Source organism: Streptomyces sp. NPDC050610 (assembly GCF_040654875.1).
Taxonomy (GTDB): domain Bacteria; phylum Actinomycetota; class Actinomycetes; order Streptomycetales; family Streptomycetaceae; genus Streptomyces.
The window spans coordinates 1-18,544 of the sequence record NZ_JBFAIV010000059.1 but is presented as its reverse complement, the minus strand read 5'-3'; the positions used below and the strand labels follow the sequence as shown (position 1 = coordinate 18,544).

General features: G+C 74.2%; 15 protein-coding genes. 6 read left to right on the top strand and 9 right to left on the bottom strand.

All coding sequences use genetic code 11. From position 1 onward, the window contains the following. Positions 1-314: 314 nt before the first annotated feature. Positions 315-2,126 (top strand): glycoside hydrolase family 15 protein, encoded by a 1,812-nt coding sequence (locus AB0I22_RS37765; protein WP_363135571.1) that lies wholly within the window; start codon positions 315-317, stop codon positions 2,124-2,126. Here the strand turns inward: AB0I22_RS37765 and AB0I22_RS37760 are convergent. Then, positions 2,098-3,465, bottom strand: coding sequence for an MFS transporter (locus tag AB0I22_RS37760; RefSeq protein ID WP_363135557.1), 1,368 nt, complete (start codon positions 3,463-3,465; stop codon positions 2,098-2,100). The two genes, AB0I22_RS37765 and AB0I22_RS37760, sit on opposite strands and share 29 nt — an antisense overlap. An 87-nt stretch (positions 3,466-3,552) precedes the next feature. Here AB0I22_RS37760 and AB0I22_RS37755 point away from each other — a divergent pair, with 87 nt between their 5' ends. After that, on the top strand, positions 3,553-5,208 hold the full coding sequence (locus AB0I22_RS37755) for a PucR family transcriptional regulator (RefSeq protein WP_363135556.1): 1,656 nt from the start codon (positions 3,553-3,555) through the stop codon (positions 5,206-5,208). Positions 5,209-5,545: 337 nt separating this feature from the next. Here AB0I22_RS37755 and AB0I22_RS37750 read toward each other — a convergent pair whose 3' ends face one another. Both AB0I22_RS37750 and recN read right to left on the bottom strand, forming a co-directional pair. Then, positions 5,546-6,673, bottom strand: a complete 1,128-nt coding sequence (locus AB0I22_RS37750; protein WP_363135555.1) for a glycosyltransferase family 4 protein — start codon at positions 6,671-6,673, stop codon at positions 5,546-5,548. A 386-nt stretch (positions 6,674-7,059) separates the two neighbouring features. Then, entirely contained in the window at positions 7,060-8,811 is a 1,752-nt protein-coding gene (recN, locus tag AB0I22_RS37745; protein ID WP_363135554.1) for a DNA repair protein RecN, read from the bottom strand. Between the two features lie 291 nt (positions 8,812-9,102). Here recN and AB0I22_RS37740 point away from each other — a divergent pair, with 291 nt between their 5' ends. Further along, entirely contained in the window at positions 9,103-10,443 is a 1,341-nt protein-coding gene (locus AB0I22_RS37740) for an ABC transporter permease (protein ID WP_363135553.1), read from the top strand. A gap of 266 nt (positions 10,444-10,709) precedes the next feature. Here AB0I22_RS37740 and AB0I22_RS37735 read toward each other — a convergent pair whose 3' ends face one another. The 3 genes from AB0I22_RS37735 to AB0I22_RS37725 are packed head-to-tail and all read right to left on the bottom strand — an operon-like array spanning position 10,710 to position 12,854. Continuing rightward, positions 10,710-11,657 (bottom strand): NAD kinase, encoded by a 948-nt coding sequence (locus AB0I22_RS37735; protein ID WP_363135552.1) that lies wholly within the window; start codon positions 11,655-11,657, stop codon positions 10,710-10,712. Next, complete coding sequence (locus tag AB0I22_RS37730) at positions 11,654-12,496, bottom strand: TlyA family RNA methyltransferase (RefSeq protein WP_363135570.1); 843 nt, start codon at positions 12,494-12,496, stop codon at positions 11,654-11,656. Before AB0I22_RS37730 ends, AB0I22_RS37735 begins: the two co-directional genes overlap by 4 nt. A 13-nt stretch (positions 12,497-12,509) precedes the next feature. Further along, entirely contained in the window at positions 12,510-12,854 is a 345-nt protein-coding gene (locus AB0I22_RS37725; protein ID WP_363135551.1) for a hypothetical protein, read from the bottom strand. A gap of 82 nt (positions 12,855-12,936) precedes the next feature. Here AB0I22_RS37725 and AB0I22_RS37720 point away from each other — a divergent pair, with 82 nt between their 5' ends. Continuing rightward, complete coding sequence (locus AB0I22_RS37720; protein ID WP_363135550.1) at positions 12,937-13,284, top strand: SCP2 sterol-binding domain-containing protein; 348 nt, start codon at positions 12,937-12,939, stop codon at positions 13,282-13,284. On the opposite strand, the gene AB0I22_RS37715 is transcribed toward AB0I22_RS37720, so the two are convergent. From AB0I22_RS37715 to AB0I22_RS37705, 3 genes are all read right to left on the bottom strand, one after another. Continuing rightward, positions 13,250-14,125 (bottom strand): ABC transporter ATP-binding protein, encoded by an 876-nt coding sequence (locus tag AB0I22_RS37715; protein ID WP_363135549.1) that lies wholly within the window; start codon positions 14,123-14,125, stop codon positions 13,250-13,252. The genes AB0I22_RS37720 and AB0I22_RS37715 overlap by 35 nt on opposite strands. 125 nt (positions 14,126-14,250) lie before the next feature. Further along, positions 14,251-15,327, bottom strand: coding sequence for an iron chelate uptake ABC transporter family permease subunit (locus AB0I22_RS37710; RefSeq protein WP_363135569.1), 1,077 nt, complete (start codon positions 15,325-15,327; stop codon positions 14,251-14,253). 44 nt (positions 15,328-15,371) lie between these two features. Next, positions 15,372-16,418 (bottom strand): iron chelate uptake ABC transporter family permease subunit, encoded by a 1,047-nt coding sequence (locus AB0I22_RS37705; RefSeq protein ID WP_363135548.1) that lies wholly within the window; start codon positions 16,416-16,418, stop codon positions 15,372-15,374. A 55-nt stretch (positions 16,419-16,473) separates the two neighbouring features. Between AB0I22_RS37705 and AB0I22_RS37700 the strand changes: the two genes are divergently transcribed. Together AB0I22_RS37700 and AB0I22_RS37695 are read left to right on the top strand one after the other, a co-directional pair. Beyond that, positions 16,474-17,493 carry an ABC transporter substrate-binding protein gene (locus tag AB0I22_RS37700; protein ID WP_363135547.1) on the top strand — a complete coding sequence of 340 codons (1,020 nt, stop codon included), beginning with the start codon at positions 16,474-16,476 and terminating at the stop codon, positions 17,491-17,493. 74 nt (positions 17,494-17,567) lie between these two features. Further along, positions 17,568-18,407: a siderophore-interacting protein gene (locus tag AB0I22_RS37695; protein WP_363135546.1), complete on the top strand. Its 840-nt coding sequence runs from the start codon at positions 17,568-17,570 to the stop codon at positions 18,405-18,407. The last annotated feature ends 137 nt before the right edge of the window (positions 18,408-18,544 follow it).

The following is an 18,544-nucleotide window of genomic DNA, read 5'->3' as shown; positions in this document are numbered from 1 at the left end:
GGTATCAGCGACCTGGGGCGGTCGCTTCCGACGACTTCCGGCGGCACGGCATGCGCCCTGCGTAGCGGCGTGGGGACCCCTGCGTAGTGGTGGGGGGGGACCCCTGCGTAGTGGCGAGGTCACAGGCCACCCATTCGGCTCAGGTTCCTGCGCCGACCGTCGCGCGTCACACCAACTGGGCGTCGTATCCTGCACGGACACAGCAGCGAGCCGGCCGGCATGGCACTACCCCGCCCCTTCCCGGAACAAGAGCTCGTCGAAGATCGCTTGACCGCAAGAGAGCCCTTCGGGGCGACGTGGCCGTTCGACTGGAGATGCACGTGGCCGGGCGCATCGAGGATTACGCACTGATTGGCGATATGCAGACCGCCGCCCTCGTCTGCCGGGATGGAACAGCCGACTGGCTGTGCCTCCCTCGTTTCGACTCCCATGCCGTTTTCGCCGGCCTGCTCGGCAGCGACGAGCACGGCTTCTGGCGCATCGGCCCCGTCCATGCGTCCGGGGCCACGCCGCCGCCGGCCGACCGGCGCCGCTACAGAGGCGACTCACTCGTACTGGAATCCGAGTGGGACACCCCGCGCGGCACGGTCCGGGTGATCGATTTCATGCCGCCGCGCGACGGAGCGCCGCAGCTCATCCGGATCGTGGAGGGCGTCAGCGGACGGGTGCCGATGCGCTCCGCGCTGCGGATGCGCTTCTCCTACGGCCGGGTCGTGCCGTGGGTGCACACGGGCGCGGACGGCCGCACGGTGGCCGTCGCCGGTCCCGACTCGGTGTGGTTCGACACCGAAGCGGAGACCTATGGCAAGGATCTGACGACCTATGCGGACTTCACCGTCGCACCGGGCGAACGGGTCGCTTTCACCATCAGCTGGGAGCCCTCGCACAAGGAGCCCCCGGCGCTGCCCGAACCCGAGGGCGCGCTGGAGGCGACGGAGGACTTCTGGCGGGAGTGGGTGGAGCACTGTACGTACCACGGGCCCTACCGGGACGCCGTCGTACGTTCGCTCATCACCCTCAAGGCGCTGACCTACGCCCCGACCGGGGGCATCGTGGCGGCGCCGACCACCTCGCTGCCCGAGGACATCGGCGGCTCCCGCAACTGGGACTACCGCTTCACCTGGCTGCGGGACGCGGCGATCACCCTGTCCTCGCTGCTGCGCACGGGCTACCGCGAGGAGGCCCGCGCCTGGCGCGAGTGGCTGCTGCGGGCCGTGGCCGGCGACCCCGAGAACCTGCAGATCATGTACGGGATCGCGGGCGAGCGGGAGCTGGGCGAGGCCGAGCTGTCGTGGCTGCCGGGGTACGAGGAGTCCGGGCCGGTGCGGATCGGCAACGGCGCGGCCGGCCAGCTCCAGCTGGACGTCTACGGCGAGGTCACCGAGGCGCTGCACCTCGCGCACATGACGGGCCTGGCCCGCAACGACTACGCGAGCGTGCTCCAGCTCAAGCTGATCCAGTACCTGGAGTCCCACTGGGACGAGCCGGACGAGGGCATCTGGGAGGTGCGCGGCCCGCGCCGGCACTTCGTGCACTCGAAGGTGATGGCCTGGGTGGCGGTCGACCGGACCATCAAGCTCATCGAATCGGGTGATGTGGACGGCCCGTTGGAGAAGTGGCGCGACCTGCGCGACGACATCCACCGCGACGTCTGCGAGAAGGGGTACGACAAGGAGCGCAACACCTTCACCCAGTCGTACGGGTCGAAGGAGCTGGACGCGTCCTTGCTGCTCATCCCGCAGATGGGGTTCCTGCCGCCGGACGACAAGCGGGTCATCGGCACCATCGAGGCGATCCAGCGGGAGCTGTCGACGGAGGACGGCTTCGTGCTGCGCTACCCGACGAGCGGCGACGACGCGGGCGTGGACGGGCTGGAGGGCGACGAGGGCGCGTTCCTCGCCTGCTCGTTCTGGCTCGCCGACGATCTCGCGATGATCGGCCGGGTGGACGAGGCTCGCAAGCTGTTCGAGAAGCTGCTCTCGCTCCGCAACGACCTCGGGCTGCTCGCCGAGGAGTGGGACCCCCGGCTCCAGCGTCAAGTGGGCAATTTCCCGCAGGCGTTCAGCCATGTCCCGCTGATCGACACGGCGCTGCGGCTCACAGCGTCGAGCGCGTTCGTAGGCTGAAGAACAGCGCGCAGGCGCTGACGGGCAGGACGAGCACGGCTGCGGCGGCGTTGAGGCCGCCGTAGCCGACGAGGGCCACGAGGCCGCCGGAGAGCGCGCCGCCCGCCGCTCCGACGAGGTTCATGAGGGTGTCGGACACCCCTTGGACCTCGGAGCGGTGTGCGGCGTCGATGGACTCGGTGAGCAGCGTGGAGCCCGCGACCGTGGCGCACGACCAGCCGACGCCGAGCAGGAAGAGCCCGGCGGTGACCGCCCAGCGGCTGCCGCCGGAGGTCCCCGCGAGGAGCGTCGCGACGACGTAGAACGCCTGCCCCAGCAGGATCACGGGCACCCGGCCGAGCCGGTCGGCGGCCCATCCCACCAGCGGCGACAGCGCGTACATCCCGGCGATGTGCAGGCTGATCGTGAACCCGACGACGCTCAGGGACGCCCCGTGGTGGGCGAGGTGCACGGGCGTCATCGTCATCACCGACACCATCACCGCGTGGCCGATCACCAGAGCGATCAACCCGGTCAGGGCAGCCGGCCGGGTGGCCACATGGCGCATGGCGGTGCTCATACGGGCGAAAAACGCGGGCTGCCGTACGGCGGGGCCCGCGACCGCCGCCGCGTCCCGGCCCGCGGCCAGCAGCAGCGGGTCCGGGCGGAGCCGGAGCCGGATGACCGCCCAGCCGGCGACGAAGGCCGCCACGGAGAAGACGAAGGTGCCGGCCGCCTCCGGGACCCCGAGGACGCGGGCGACCGCCTCGCCGGGGCCGCTCAGGTTGGGCCCGAGCACGCTGCCGACGGTCGTGGACCAGACGACGAGGGACAGCGAGCGGGCGCGGGTCGCGGAGGTCGCGAGGTCGGCGGCGGCGTAGCGGGACTGGAGGTTGGCGGCGGTGCCGGAGCCGACGAGCAGCATGCCCGCGAGCATCAGCGGAAACCAGCCGAGCCGCGCCGCGGCCAGCACGGTCAGGGCGCCGGCCGCCGCGATCAGCCAGCCGAGCCCGAGCCCGGACCGGCGGCCCCGCGCCCGGGAGAGGGCGGCGAGCGGTACGGACAGCAGCGCCGCGCCGAGGGTGGTCATGGTGGTGGCGAGCCCGGCGGCGCCCTCGGAGCCGGTGAGGTGCTCGACGAGCAGGCCGCCCGAGGAGAGCATCGAGCCCATGCCGATGCCGGCGACGACCTGGGCCGACATGAGGACCTTGACCGTGCGCCGCTGGACGGCGGCGAGGTCGGGCGGGGCGGGTATGGAGCTTCCGGGCTCCTCGAACCCCTCGGCCCCCTCGGGTTTCCCGGCCTCTCCCGGCTCGGCGGTGGTCGGCGGGGTCTGCTGGGCGTCGGCGGCTTCGGTCATGCGCAACAGCGTATGGGCAGCACTGAGCAGGTGTGGCGGTCCTGGTCGGATGCCCTTTTCGTCCATGGCCGAGTACCGTCTGCGACCATGGAACCGCACGGCCCTGACCCCGGCCCACAGGGGACGATCACGGTGGCCCGGGCCCTCGAACTGCCCGCGCTGCGGCGCGGGCTCCCCGAGGTCATGGCCGCCGCCGACCGCCTGGAGCGGCCCGTGCGCTGGGTGCACGCCGGGGAGACCCCGAACATCGCCGCGCTCCTCAAGGGCGGCGAACTGCTGCTGACCACCGGCATCGGCCTGGGCAGCCGCCCCGCCGAGCAGCGCTCCTTCGTGCGCAAGCTCGCGGACCGGGACATCGCGGCCCTCGTCGTCGAGTTGGGCGGGCGGTTCACCGCGCTGCCCGCCGCCGTCGTCGACACGGCGCGCTCGTACGGGCTGCCGCTGGTGCAGCTGCACCGCGAAGTGCCGTTCGTCGCGGTGACGGAGGAGATCCACACCGAGATCGTCAACGAGCACTACGCGCTGTTGCGCCGCGCCGAAGAGGTGCACCGGCGCGGCACGGAGGCGCTGCTGAACGGTGGGGGCGTGCCCGAAATCCTGCGCCTGTTCGCCGAGTTCGCGGGGAATCCGGTCTTCCTGGAGACGCCCGACGGGCGGCTCCTGTACGCGGCCGGGCCCGGCCCGCAGCCCGGGTCGGCCGATCCGCTCCAGGTGTGGGACGGGCTGCGGGCCCAGCGCGCGGCGCCGCGCCCCGAGCCGCCGGCGGGCAGCGTCGTCGCGGACATCCCCGGCGGCGGGCACGGGCCGGGCGCGGTACGGGCCCGGCTGACCGTACTGCCGGTGAACGCCCCGCTGGCGCCCGTACACCGGATCGCCGCCGACCGTACGGCGGGGCTGCTGGCGGTCGTGCTCCTCCAGGCGCGCCAGGAGGAGGAGTTGGCGGCGCGCGGGCGCGGCGACTTCCTCGCCGACCTGGCCGAGGGCCGGATCGAGGCCGCCGACGCGCCCGCGCAGGCGCGGGTGCTGGGCTTCAAGCCGGGGGACGGCCCGCTGCTGCCGGTCGTGCTGCGGCCGGCCGCGGAGCCCGCGTTCCTCGACGTTTCGGACAGCTGGGCGGCGCTGGCGTGCGCGGTCCAGGAGGAGTTGGCGGCGGTCGGGGCCCCGGTGCTGCTGGGGGTGCGGCTGCCGGAGGGCCGGCTTCCGCTGCTGGTCGGGCTGCGGGCGGAAACCGAGCGGGCGGCCGTCGCCGAACGGGTGGCGGCGGCGCTGCGGGCCGGGGTCGAGCGGGCCTGGACGGAACGGTCCGGGTCCCGGCCGGTGATCGTCGTGGGGCTGGCGGGCGGCTGGGCCGCCGCCGGTGCGGGGCTGCGGCACGCGGCGGAGGCCGCGACGGCGGCCGAGGGGCTCGCGCCGCGGCCGTGGCACGACGTGCGGCGGCTGGACGTCGACCTGCTGCTGTGGCGGCTGCGCGCGCACGGCGACCTGACGGCGTTCGTCGACCGGGTGATCGGCCCCCTGCTCGCCCACGACCGCTCGGCGCGCCCGCCGCTGCTGCCCACCCTGGAGACGTACCTGGCCCACGCGGGCCGCAAGGCGGAGACCGCCCGCGAACTCCACCTCAACCGCCAGACCCTGTACGACCGCCTGGCCCGTATCGCCCGCCTGCTGGGCAGCGACCTGGAGGACCCGCAGACGGCCCTGGCACTGAGTCTGGCCCTCCGGGCCCGCCGCCATGTGAAGTAGGGGGGGGCTGGGGTCGGAGGGCACGGCCGTGGCTTCGGCGAAGGACCGCTGTTCCCTGCTACGGGCAGGCCGAGCTGCTCGCTGGTACTGAGAGGGCGGAGCGGTCCGGTCGTTCATGCCGATCCGCCGCCCGCCGAGACCGGCTCGGAGCGAGTCGGGCCGGGGCGGGGCGGCTCGGGCCGCGAAGGACAACCGCCCGGCGCGGGCCAGGCCGGGCCCCGAGGCCGGGCCGGGCGCGGCCGAAAACCCATCGCCCGCCAAGACCCGACCGAACCAGACCGAACCAGACCGGAACGGCGTCAACGCGAAATGCCCGCCGTAACCCCACGACCTCGCGTCAGTTCGTCCGGCGTTGCGCCAATTCGTCATAGACGCTGAGCACTTGGGCGACGGTGTCGTCCTCCGTCGGCCAGCCCGCCGCCCGAATCCGCCCGGCACTCGCCAGTTCGGCCCGCCGGCCGGGGTCCGCGAGAAGGCCGGTGACCGCTGCCGCGAGGGCGTCCGCGTCGCCGTAGGGGACCAGTTCGGCGGCGTCGCCGACCAGTTCCGGCACCCCGCCGACGGCCGTGGCGACCAGCGGCACGCCCGCGTGCAGCGCCTCGTGGGCCAGGAGGGAGCGCGCCTCCCAGCGGCTCGGCAGTACGGCGAGGTCGGCGGCGGCCAGCAGGTCCGGTACGTCCTCGCGGCAGCCCAGCAGCAGCACCGGCAGCGACTCCGCCTCGATGCGGCGCTGCAACTCGGCGCGCCGGCCGCCCTCTCCGGCGATGACGAGCAGCGGTTCGGGGTCGAGCGCGCGCCAGGAGCGCGCGGCGTCCAGCAGCGTGTCGTAGCCCCGGCCCGCGTCCAGCCGGCCGACGGCCAGCAGCAACGGGCGGCCCACGGCGCCGATTTCCGCCCGGGTCTTGTGCCCGGAGGGGTCGGCCTCCGCGTCCGGCACGGTGCACGGCACGGGCAGCGCCACCGGCGCGAGCCGGGCGTCGCGCGCCCCTCGCCCGCGGGCGCGCTCCACGAGGTCGGAGGACGCGCCGAGCACGACGGCGGCGGCGCGCGCCACCCTGCGCTCGGTCAGGCGCACGAGGCGGGCGCGCGCGCCGTCCGCGGCGGGCTTGGTGTGCCAGGTGACGACCAGCGGCGTCGGCCTGCCGCGCAGCGCCAGCGAGGCGAGCAGCCCGGAGCGCAGCCCGTGCGCGTGCACGACGTCGGCCTCCGCGCACGCGGCCCGCAACGCGGCGACGGCGCCCGGGTCCGTACGCGTCCGCAGCGGCGTGAAACCCGCCCCGGCGTCCTCGAATCCGTATCCGTCGCCCGCTCCTCGCGGTGCGCAGACGGTGATCCGCAGCCCGCGCGCGACGAGCCCCGCGGCCAGCGATCTGACGTGCGCGCCGCTGCCCGAGCTGCCCGTGCCCAGCACCTGGACGGCGTGCAGTGGCTGCTGCCCGTGCGGTGGTGCCGGTGTGCTGCTCACGCGGGTGGAGCTCCTGAGTCGGCTCGACGGCGTTCGGATCGAAGGCGTTCGGGTCGAAGTCATTCGGATCAGAGGGTTGTACGGGTCGGAGGGTTGTACGGAGCAGAGTGGTGTACGGGCCGGAGGGTTGTACGGGTCGGAGGCATTCGGGATCACAGGTGTGCGGATCGAAGGCGTGCGGACCGGGAGCGCTCGTGCGCGTCCGGACCGACCGCGTCCGTACGCCGAGTGCGCTGGGGCCAGGATGCCAGCCCGCGCCGACATCCGGTCACCGTCGCCGCCGGTTTGCGGCGTCACCTCGCCCGTACGTCCACAAAATCAGTCACATGGGTGAGTTTGCGGCGGCTCTTTCCCCGTAGGACCCGATAGCCCTGCGCGCGTACTCCTCAGCCTCCCGTGCGCGCCGCCGCCAGCAGCTCCTCGGCGTGCGCCCGCGCCAGCTCCGAGTCCTCCTGGCCCGCCAGCATCCGGGACAGCTCGCGGACCCGGTCCTCGCCGGTCATCGCCTGGACGCCGCTGCGCGTCACGGAGCCGTCGTTCGTCTTCTCCACCACCAGGTGCCGGTCGGCGAAGGCGGCGACCTGCGGCAGGTGGGTGACCACCACGACCTGCGCGGACTTGGCGAGCCGGGCGAGGCGGCGGCCCACCTCGACGGCCGCCTTGCCGCCGACGCCCGCGTCGACCTCGTCGAAGAGGTACGTCGGCACGGGGTCCGAGCCCGCGAAGACCACCTCGACGGCGAGCATCACCCGCGACAGCTCGCCGCCGGACGCGCCCTTGGCGATCGGCCGGGGCTGCGCGCCGGGGTGCGGGGCGAGGTGGAGTTCGACATCGTCGGCGCCGTGCGGACCGTACGCGACGGCCCGCCCGCCCACCTCGATGCCGGATTCCTCGTCGGCGGCGGGCGCCTGCCGGATCTCGAAGGACACCCGCGCGTGCGGCATGGCCAGCTCCGCCAGTTCCGCGGTGACCGCCCCGGCGAATCGCTGCGCCGCTTCGGTACGGGCGTCCGTGAGGGCCTGCGCCAGCCCGCCGAGTTCGGCGCGCAGCGCGTCGCGCTCCCCGGTGAGTTCGGCGATCCGGTCGTCGTCGCCTTCCAGGTCGGTGAGGCGCGCGGCGCTCTCCTCGGCCCAGGCCAGGACGGCGGCGATGTCCTCCCCGTACTTGCGCGTCAGCCCGGTGAGCGCCGCGCGGCGCTCCTCCACGGCCGCGAGCCGCAGCGGGTCGGCGTCCAGGTTGTCGGCGTAGCCGGCCAGCTCGCCCGCGACGTCGGCGAGCAGGATGCCGACCTCGCCGAGCCGGTCGGCGAGGGCCGCGAGGGCCGGGTCGTGGGCGCGTACGGCCTCCAGGGCGCGGTGCGCGCCGCCGGCGAGGGTGGTGGCGTCGACGCCCTCCGGGTCCTCGGGGTTCCCGGCGAGCGCGGCGTGGGCGATCGCCGCGGCGGAGGCCAGGGACTCGGCGTGGCCGAGGCGCTCGGCCTCGGCGGCGAGTTCGGCGTCCTCGCCGGGGAGCGGTTCGACGGCGGCGACCTCGTCGAGGCCGAACCGCAGCAGCCCCGCCTCCTGGGCGCGCTCCCGGGCGCGCGTGGTCAGCTCCTCCAGCTCGGCCGCGATGGCCCGCAGCCGCCGGTACGCGCCGGAGTACTTCGCGAGCGGCGCCGCCACCGCGTCCCCCGCGTACCGGTCGAGCGCCTCACGCTGCCGCGCCGGGCGCAGCAGCCCCTGCTGGTCGGTCTGGCCGTGTACGGCGACGAGGTCGTCCGCCAGCTCCGCGAGGAGCCCCACGGGGACGCTCCGGCCGCCCACGTGGGCGCGGGAGCGGCCCTCGGCGGAGAGCGTGCGGCTGATCAGGAGCGCGCCGTCGTCGAGTTCGGCGCCCGCCTCCACGGCCCGTACGGCCGCGGCCGAGCCGTCCGCGACGACGATCCGTCCCTCCACCACCGCGGCCTTGGCCCCGATCCGCACGAGGGCGGGGTCGGCGCGTCCGCCGAGCAGCAGGCCGAGGCTGGTGACGACCATGGTCTTGCCGGCGCCGGTCTCGCCGGTCACCGCGGTGAAACCGGGTGACAGCTCGACGACGGCGTCATCAATGACGCCCAGTGAACGAATCCGCATCTCCTCCAACACGGATACGACCATACGAGGTTCCGGGGCCGGCGTGCGACGGCCACCCCCTGGGTGCGCCCCTGAGCACGAGTGCGGAGAGCCGCCGCACGGGCGCTCGCGCACTGCCTCGGAGCGCCCCTGGGAGCGCTCTGGAGACTCCCCGGGGACGCGCTGGGAACCCACCGGGAACCCACCGGGAACGCCCTGGGGACGCCCTGGGGACAGCCCCACCCCTGTTCGGGGTGGGTGCTCCATGGCCCTGGCGCTATCGCGGGACGGAGAGTGGACAGCACTTCGATCATGCTCATCGCGAGAGGTTCCTCCATGCCCAACGGACTGGCGCGCGCCGCCCTGCGCGGCCACCGGCCCGCCTTCGCCGGCACCGCCGTCGCCGCGCTGTTCGCCGCTACGGTCGTCAGCGCGTCGACGACCATGATGGCGGCCACCGGCGCCGACGGCCTGTCTCCGGCCGCCCGCCGGGCCCTGGACGCGAACGGCGTGGGCAGCATGGCCCTCGTCATGCTGATCGGCTCGGTCTATCTGTCGATATTCGTGATCGTGTCGACCATGGGCACGGCCGTGGCCCAGCAGCACCGCGAGTTCGCGATGCTGCGGGCGATCGGCGCCCGGCCCCGGCAACTGCGGCGCGCCGTGGCCGTACAGGCGCTCGCCGCCGCGGTCCCGTCGGCGGCGGCGGGGTTCGGGCTCGGCGTCCTGGTGGCGCGCTGGTGGTTCGCGGCGCTGGCCGGGCACGGGCTGATCCCGTCGGAGGTGCGCTTCCGCTTCACCCTGGTCGCGCTGCCGGTCTGCCTGGCGGTCGCCGCCGTGACGTCGGCGCTGGCGGGCATGGGCGCCGCCGCCCGGTTCACCTGGCTGCGCCCCGCGAAGGCCCTGGCGGAGGCCGCCTCGGGGCGGCGGGGGCTCGGGGTGGTCCGTACCCCGCTCGGGGTGCTCGCGCTGGCCGGCGGCGGCGTGCTGAGCGCGGTGGTCTCCACGCTGCCGGCCGAGAAGGCGGGCCAGTCGGCGTTCCTGGTGCTGATCCTGTTCTGCGCGGGGGTGGGGCTGCTCGGGCCGCGGATCATCGGCCCCGCGGCGTGGCTGGCCGCGCGCGTCACCCGGCCGTTCGGCAGCGCCGCGGAGCTGGCGATGATCAACGTCGTCTCGCAGACGCGACGGTTCGCGGCGGCGGTGGTCCCGCTGACCCTCGTGGTCGGCTTCGGCGTCACGAAGATCGCCGTGCACACGACGGCGGCGTACCGCACCGGGTCGGCGGGCAGCCCCGGCGAGGTGTGGCTCGACTACACCGGCACCAGCCTGTACGCGGCCTTCGCCGCCATCGCCGCCGCCAACACCCTCGCCATGATCACCTTCGAGCGCCGACGCGACCTCGCCCTGCTCCGCGTGGTCGGCACCGCCCCTGGCCAACTGCGCACCATGGCCGCTTGGGAGGCGCTGGTGGTGGCCCTGACCGCGCTGCTCATCGGCACGGCCGTCGCCCTGCTCACCCTCGCCCCCATCCTCCGCACCGCGTACGGCTCCGCGCTCCCCCACCTGCCGTGGCCGGCGGCCGCCTCGATAGCGGGCGGCACCCTGGCCCTGACACTGCTGTCCACCGGCGTGCCGGTACTGGCGAGCCTGCGCCACCGCGCGATCACAGCCCTGTGAAACTCCGGCGCACCACGCTGCCCCGACAATCACGTGAAAACCCGGCGCACCACAGCGCCCCGCCAGGGGCGCGAGGAACCCCGCGACCAGCCACAACAAACCCGCAGCCGACACACCGAACCGCCAGCACCCCGGCGAACACGTGAAACCCCAGCGCACCACCCCACCCCACCAGGGGCGCGAGGAACCGCGCGACCAGCCACAACGAGCCCGCAGCCGACGCACCAGCCCTCACGGGGCGCGGCTCTCAGCGGAGCGCCCTGGCACTACTGCGGCGCCCCCCGCCACCCGGCGACCGGCAGCGCGAACTTCGCCACGAGCCGGTCCGTGAAGGACGCGTGGTGCAGCCGCGCCAGCCGCACCGGCACCGCGCCGCGCCGCACCTCCACCCGCGCGCCCGCGGGCAGTTCGACGGTGCGGCGGCCGTCGCACCACAGCACCCCGTGCGGGGTCTGCGGCTGCACCTCGACCGCGAGCACCGAGTCGGGCGCGGTGACCAGCGGCTTGGCGAACAGCGCGTGCGCGCTGATCGGCACCATCAGCAGCGCCTCCACCTCCGGCCACACCACCGGGCCGCCCGCCGAGAACGCGTAGGCGGTGGACCCGGTCGGGGTCGCGCAGACCACCCCGTCGCCGCCGAAGCGGGAGACGGGCCGCCCGTCGACCTCCGTCACGACCTCCAGCAGCCGTTCGCGCGCGGCCTTCTCGACCGACGCCTCGTTCCAGGCCCAGTCCGTGTGGACGACGTGTCCGTCGTTGCGGACGAGGACGTCGAGCGTCATCCGCTCCTCGACCTCGTACGCCCGCGTCGCGACGCGGTCCACGACCTTGTCGAGGTCGTCGCGCTCGGCCTCGGCGAGGAACCCGACCCGGCCGAGGTTGACGCCGAGCATCGGCACTCCGGAGACGCGGGCGAACTCCGCGCCGCGCAGCAGCGTGCCGTCGCCCCCCAGGACGACCAGCAGCTCGCACCCCGCCAGGACGTCCGGCGTCTGCGGTCCGGCCTCGACCAGCTCCACTTCGGCGGGCAGCGGCAGGTCCGCGGCCTCGCCGGCGAGGACCCGGACCCGGATGCCGCAGCGCAGCAGCCCCTGTACGACGAGTTCGGCGCTTCGGATGGCCGCGGGGCGGCCGGTGTGGGCCAGCAGGAAGACGGTGCGCTGTTCGTCGGCTGCCGGCGACGCTGCTGCTGAAGCTGCTTGTGATGTGGTCAACGAGGCCCCTCCGCCACGGCACGGTCAACGTCGGCCGGGTCCAGTTCGGGCGCACCGGCACGCAGCCACAGAAAGTACTCGACATTCCCGGACGGCCCCGGCAGCGGGCTCGCGGTCACGCCGAGAACGCCGAGGCCGAGCGCCGCGGCCCGCTCCCCCACGGCCCGTACCGCCTCGGCGCGCAGCTTCGCGCTGCGCACGACGCCGCCGCTGCCGAGCCGCTCCTTGCCCACCTCGAACTGCGGCTTGACCATCAGCACGAGGTCCGCGTCGGGCGCCGCGCAGCGCACGAGCGCGGGCAGCACCAGCCCCAGCGGGATGAAGGAGAGGTCGCCGACGACCACGTCGACGGGTTCGCCGTCGATGTGCTCCAGCGTCAGCTCGCGTACGTTCGTACGGTCCTTGACGGTGACCCGCTCATCGCTCTGCAACGACCAGGCGAGCTGCCCGTACCCGACGTCCACGGCGACGACGCGCGCCGCCCCGGCCCGGAGCAGCACGTCGGTGAAGCCGCCCGTAGAGGCCCCGGCGTCGAGCGCCCGGCGGCCCTCGACGGTGAGGCCCAGCGGCCCGAAGGCGGCCAGCGCGCCCGCGAGCTTGTGCCCGCCGCGCGAGACGTACTCGGGGTCGTCGTCATCCTTGGCGACGACCAGGGCCGCGCTGGTCTCCACCTGGGTGGCCGGCTTGGTCGCGGTGGCGCCGGCCACGGTCACCCGGCCGGCCGCGATCAGCTGGCTCGCGTGCTCGCGCGAGCGGGCGAGCTTGCGGCGCACCAGTTCGGCGTCGAGCCGCGCGAGCCGGCCGCGCCCGCTGTGGTGGCTGTTCTTGCCACGTGCCACTGCCACGTGTGGTTCAGCTCCTGTTGTCGTACGGACCGGAGGGCGCGGGAGGCCCGGGGCGCTGGTCGAGCGCGGTCAGCGCGTCGCGCAGTCCCCGGTGTACATCCTCGTACACCTCAAGGTGCCCGCTCGCCGCGAGGTGGTCGGCGTCGGCGAGCCGGGCCAGCTGGGCGTCCACGTCGGCGTTGCCGGTGGGGGTGCGGTGGACGCCGAGCGGCCGCGGTCCGTCGTCCGCCCGCGGCGGTGCGCCCGCGGGCGACTGGGCGTCCCCGAGCCGCCCGTCGTCCACGGGCGAATCGCCCTCTGGCTCCGGCTCGTGCTCCGGCCCCGGCGCGCCGCCGGTCATCGGATCGGTCATGGTTCCGACGCTACCCCGGAACGGGCCTTTTCCCGCTCCGGGAACCCCGGTACGGGCGGCCCCTGGGGTACCGTCGATCACAATGGCGACCATCGAGGAGTGCCGGGGCGCGCTCGACCGGCTGGCGGAGAACCTCGCGGGGGCGGACGGCGACCTGCGCACCGCCGCCGCGCTCAACCGCTCGCTCAGCTGCCACCTCACCGACCTCGGCACCACCTTCGTGGGCCGGCTCGCGGGCGGCCGCATCGAGGACGTCACGGCCGTGCCCGGCCCGCCGCCCGGCCGCGCCGACATCGGGCTCGCGATGACCGGCGACGACCTGGTGGCCCTGGTGGGCGGCGAGCTGAACTTCGCGAAGGCGTGGGCCGGCGGCCGGGTCAAGCTCCAGGCGGGCCTCAGGGACGTGCTGCGGCTGCGCTCCCTGCTGTGACGGCCTGGCCCTGGGCCGTACGGGCCTTGGCCTTGGCCACCCGCTCCCCGGGCGTGCGCGCCTCGCGGGCGGCGGGCACCACCAGCGGGGTGTTGGTCTCCGGGTCGTCGATGACCTGGCAGCGCAGCCCGAAGACGTCCTCCACCAGCCGCGCCGTGACGACCTCGGCCGGTTCCCCCTCGGCGACGATCCGCCCGTCGCGCATGGCGATCAGGTGCGTCGCGTAGCGGGCGGCGTGGTTGAGGTCGTGCAGGACGGCCACCAGCGTCCGCCCCTGCTCCTCGTGGAGCTGGGCGCACAGGTCGAGCACCTCGATCTGGTGCTGGATGTCGAGGAAGGTGGTGGGCTCGTCGAGAAGCAGCAGCGGGGTCTGCTGGGCGAGCGCCATGGCGATCCATACGCGCTGCCGCTGGCCGCCGGAGAGCTCGTCGACGTAGCGGTCGGCGAGGGCGCCGACGCCGGTCGCCGCCATCGACTCGTCGACGACGCGCTCGTCGTCCGCCGACCACTGCCGCAGCACGCCCTGGTGCGGGTACCGGCCGCGGGCGACGAGGTCGCCGACCGTGATGCCGTCGGGCGCCACCGAGGACTGCGGGAGCAGCCCGAGCGTACGGGCGACCTTCTTGGCCGGGTACGAGCCGATGGCCTGCCCGTCCAGCAGCACGGAGCCGGCGGCGGGCTTGAGCATCCGGGAGAGGGCGCGCAGCAGCGTGGACTTGCCGCAGGCGTTGGGCCCGACGATGACGGTGAAGGAGTTGTCGGGTATCGCGACGGAGAGGTTCTCCGCGATGACGCGCTGGTCGTAGGCGAGGGTGACGGACTCGGCCGCAAGACGGCTCACGGTATCTCTCCTGTTGCTGGTGGTTTCCGGGGCGCGTGCGCCTGTCGCGGGTACGTCCGTACCGCCCGTACGCGCCTCGCTCGTACCCGTCCCGCTCGTATCCGCAGGGTGTGCGTCCGCACTGGTCATATCCGCCCCGCCCTGCGCTCGGTGAACAGCAGCCACAGCAGGTAGCAGCCGCCCAGCATCCCGGTCAGCGCGCCGACCGGCAGCCGGTCGGCGCCGAAGATCCACTGTGAGGCCCAGTCGGCGGTGACGAGCAGGGCCGCGCCCATGCAGGCGGCGGCCGCCAGATTGGGGCCCGGCGCGCGGGTCAGCCGCCGGGCGAGCTGGGGCGCCGCCAGGGCGATGAAGGCGACGGGCCCGGCGGCCGCGGTGGCGGCGGCGGTCAGCAGCACCGCGGCGAGCATGAGCACGAGCCGGGTCCGCTCCACCCGCACCCCGAGCGCGTACGCGGCGTCGTCCCCCATCTCCAGCATCTTCAGGCTCCGGCCGTGGCCGAACACGACCGGGAAGAGCACCGCGCACACGATCAGCAGCGGCCGGACCTGTTCCCAGTCCCGGCCGCTGAGGGAGCCGACCATCCACGCCACCGACCGGGAGGCGTCGGAGGGGTTGGCCTCGATGAGCAGATAGCCGATGAGGCCGGTGAGCATGGCGGCGGCGCCGATGCCGATGAGGACGAGGCGGTAGCCGTGCACGCCCTTCTTCCAGGCGAGCGCGTAGATGGCGACCCCGGTGACCAGCCCGCCGACGATCGAACCGGCGGAGACCGCGTAGGTGCTGCCGTGGAGGAGGACGATGACGGTGAGCGCGCCGACCGTCGAGCCCTGGCCGAAACCGATCACGTCCGGGCTGCCCAGCGGGTTGCGGGCGACGGACTGGAAGACCGCGCCCGCCATCCCGAACGCGGCGCCGACGAGCAGGGCCACCAGGGCCCGCGGCAGCCGCAGGTCCTGGACGATGAACTCCTGGGCGGCGGTGCCGCCGCCGGTCAGCGTCCGCAGGACGTCGGCGGTCGACATCGGGAAGTCGCCGATGCCGATCAGGACGACGGACGCGGCGAGGGCGACGGCCACGAGCAGCAGCGAGACGAGCGCGGCGCGGGCGTCGAGGCGGAAGGAGAGGCCGCCGGGGGTGCGTACCGCCTTCGTCCGGAGGCGGCCCTCGGGGGCCGTTCCGGGCGCGGCGCCGTCCGTCACGGCTCCGTCCTCTTCCGCGTCCGCGCGGTGCAGGGGTGCGCTGTTCACAGGTGCGCCATCTTCCGTCGGCGTACGAGATAGATGAAGACGGGTCCGCCGATCACCGCCGTCACGATGCCGACCTGGAGCTCGGAGGGCCGGGCGACGACGCGCCCGACGATGTCCGTGCCGAGCAGCAGGACGGGCGCGAGCACCGCCGCGTATGGCAGGGTCCAGCGCATGTCGGGGCCGGTGATCGCCCGTACCACGTGCGGCACCATCAGCCCGATGAAGACGATCGGCCCGCAGGCGGCCGTCGCGGCCCCGCACAGCAGGGTGACCGCGAGCATCGCGAGGACGCGGGTGCGGGTCAGGTCGGCGCCGAGCGCCCGCGCGGTGTCGTCGCCGAGCGCCACGGCGTTCAGCGGCCGGGCGAGGGCGAGCGCGAGCACCACGCCGACCAGGATGAACGGCGCGATCCGCGCGACGATGCCGCCGTTGGCGGAGGCCAGCGAGCCGACCGTCCAGAAGCGCAGCTTGTCGAGGGCCGCGTTGTCCATGAGCTGTACGGAGTTGACGTACCCGAAGAGCGCGGCGGTCACGGCGGTGCCCGCGAGCGCGAGCCGTACGGGCGTCGCGCTGCGGCTGCCCCCCAGTACGTACACGGCGACCGAGACGGCCCCGGCGCCGAGGAACGCGAACCAGACGTACCCGGTCAGCGAGGTGACGCCGAGGAAGCTGATGGCGGAGACGACGGCGGCGGCGGCGCCCGCGTTGACGCCGAGGATGCCGGGTTCGGCGAGCGGATTGCGGGTGAGCGCCTGCATGACCGCGCCCGCGAGACCGAGCGCCGCGCCGGCCAGCACGCCGAGCAGCGTGCGCGGCAGCCGTACGTCCCGGATGACGACGTCCGCGTCGGTGCCGGAGTAGTGGAACAGGCCGTGCCAGACCTGGTCGACCGGGATCTGCTTGGCGCCGACGGCGATGCTCGCCACGACGACCAGCAGCAGCACGCCCACCGCGGCGAGCAGTCCGGCCGCGCGGGTGGCGTTGCGGCTCCGGGGCACGGCCTCCGGGGCGGCACGGGATTCGGGGGGACTGTCGACCAACACCCAGTTAGGTTAGCCTAACCTGACAATTGCCCTCCAGGAGAGAAGCACATCCCCCATGAGCAACCCCCGCACCCTCATCCTGTCCCGCCGCGGCCTCCTCGCCGCGGGCGGCGCCGTCTCCATCGGCGCCCTGCTCACCGCCTGCGGGGGCGGCAGCTCATCGTCGGGCTCCTCGAAAAAGGACAGCGGCCCGTGGACGTTCAAGGACGACCGCGGCGAGACGGTGAAGGCCGACCACACCCCGAAGAATATCGTCGCCTTCACCGGCGCGGCCGCGGCCCTGCACGACTTCGGCATCGACTGCGTCGGCGTCTTCGGCCCCACCAAGCTCAAGAACGGCAAGCCCGACCCGCAGGCCGGTGACATCGACGTCGACAAGGTCACCATCCTCGGCAACGCCTTCGGCGAGTTCAGCGTCGAGAAGTACGCGGCGCTCTCCCCCGACCTGCTGGTCACCAACATGATCCAGGACCACGACCTGTGGGCCGTCCCCGAGGAGAGCAAGAAGAAGATCCTCGCCCTGGCCCCCAGCGTCGGCATCACCACCTCCCACACCCCGCTCCTGGAGCCCGTCCGGCGCTACGCGGCGCTCGCCGAATCCCTCGGCGCGGACCTCAAGGACAAGAAGGTCACCGACGCCAAGGCCCGGTTCGAGAAGGCCGCCGAGCGGCTCCGCAAGGCCGCGAAGGCGAAGAAGGGCCTCAAGGTCCTCGCCGCCTCCGGCAGCGCCAACCTCCTGTACGTCTCCGACCCGACCGTCTACGCCGACCTCAGCTTCTTCAAGGAGCTCGGCCTCGACATCATCGTCCCCTCCAAGGTCACCGGCGGCTTCTTCGAGAACCTCAGCTGGGAGAACGCCGACAAGTACCCGGCGGACCTGATCCTCCTCGACAACCGCACCGCCACCCTCCAGCCCAAGGACCTCGCGGCCAAGCCCACTTGGGCCAAGCTCCCCGCCGTCAAGGCCGGGCAGGTCGTCCCGTGGCTCAGCGAACCGCGGTACTCCTACGCCGGCTGCGCCCCGGTCCTCGAAGACCTCGCCGCCGCCGTCGAGAAGGCCAAGAAGGTCACCTGACCGGCCGCGGCACCGGGCCCCGGCCCGGCGCCGCCCACGCAGCACAGCCCGGTACCCGAGAGGAGCACGCCCGCATGCCCGCCACGCCCTTCCGCTTCTTCGACGTGCGCGTCCTACGCGCCGAACGGCTCAGCCCCGCCATGGTCCGCGTCACCTTCACCGGCGACGACCTGTCCGCCTTCGCCAGCGGCGGCCGCGACCAGCGCTTCAAACTCTTCCTCCCGCGCCCCGGCCAGGACGCCCCCGTGCTCCCCGACGACCTGGGCGACGGCTGGTTCGCCGCCTGGCGCGAGATGGACCCGGCCGTACGGGCGGTCATGCGTACGTACACGGTCCGCGACCAGCGGCGCGACCCCGACGAGCTGGACGTCGACTTCGCCCTGCACGGCGGCGACCACGCCCCGGCGGGCGCCACGGACGGCCCGGCCTCCTCCTGGGCCCGTACCGCCCGCCCCGGCGACCGCGTCGCCGTGCTCGGCCCGGTCGAGGAGGACAACGGCGGCGTCGACTTCCGCCCGCCGCCCGGCACCGACTGGACCCTGCTCACCGGCGACGAGACGGCGCTCCCGGCCATCGCCGGCATCCTCGCCCAGCTCCCGGCCGACACCCCCGCCAAGGTCTGGATCGAGGTCCCCGGCGCGGAGGACGCCCAGCCCCTCCCCACCAAGGCCGACGCCGACATCACCTGGCTGGTCCGCGAGAACCCCCAGGACAACGCCGTCCTGGAAGCCGTACGCACCGCGGACCTGCCGACCGGCACCCCCTACGCCTGGATCGCGGGCGAATCCGCGAACGTACGCGCCCTCCGCCGCCACCTGGTCGGCGACCGCCGATTCGACCGCAAGGCGGTCAAGTTCACGGGGTACTGGCGCCGGGGCGCGACGGAGGACGACCTGATCGCGGAGATCGAGTAGCGCCCACCCCACCCTCCGAGCCGACCCACCCACCCCGCCCAGCCGAATCCAGCCCGTCCGGCGCTTGAGGACACACCCCACCCCAACCCCCACAAACCAGTCCGGCGCTTTATGACCCCCCCCGCCCCGCCCCCTCC

Coding starts and splice junctions, on each gene's coding strand:
- AB0I22_RS37765 (WP_363135571.1), top strand. CDS start 315: ATGCACGTGGCCGGGCGCATCGAGGATTACGCACTGATTGGCGATATG.
- AB0I22_RS37760 (WP_363135557.1), bottom strand. CDS start 3,465: ATGACCGAAGCCGCCGACGCCCAGCAGACCCCGCCGACCACCGCCGAG.
- AB0I22_RS37755 (WP_363135556.1), top strand. CDS start 3,553: ATGGAACCGCACGGCCCTGACCCCGGCCCACAGGGGACGATCACGGTG.
- recN (WP_363135554.1), bottom strand. CDS start 8,811: ATGGTCGTATCCGTGTTGGAGGAGATGCGGATTCGTTCACTGGGCGTC.
- AB0I22_RS37740 (WP_363135553.1), top strand. CDS start 9,103: ATGCCCAACGGACTGGCGCGCGCCGCCCTGCGCGGCCACCGGCCCGCC.
- AB0I22_RS37725 (WP_363135551.1), bottom strand. CDS start 12,854: ATGACCGATCCGATGACCGGCGGCGCGCCGGGGCCGGAGCACGAGCCG.
- AB0I22_RS37720 (WP_363135550.1), top strand. CDS start 12,937: ATGGCGACCATCGAGGAGTGCCGGGGCGCGCTCGACCGGCTGGCGGAG.
- AB0I22_RS37700 (WP_363135547.1), top strand. CDS start 16,474: ATGAGCAACCCCCGCACCCTCATCCTGTCCCGCCGCGGCCTCCTCGCC.
- AB0I22_RS37695 (WP_363135546.1), top strand. CDS start 17,568: ATGCCCGCCACGCCCTTCCGCTTCTTCGACGTGCGCGTCCTACGCGCC.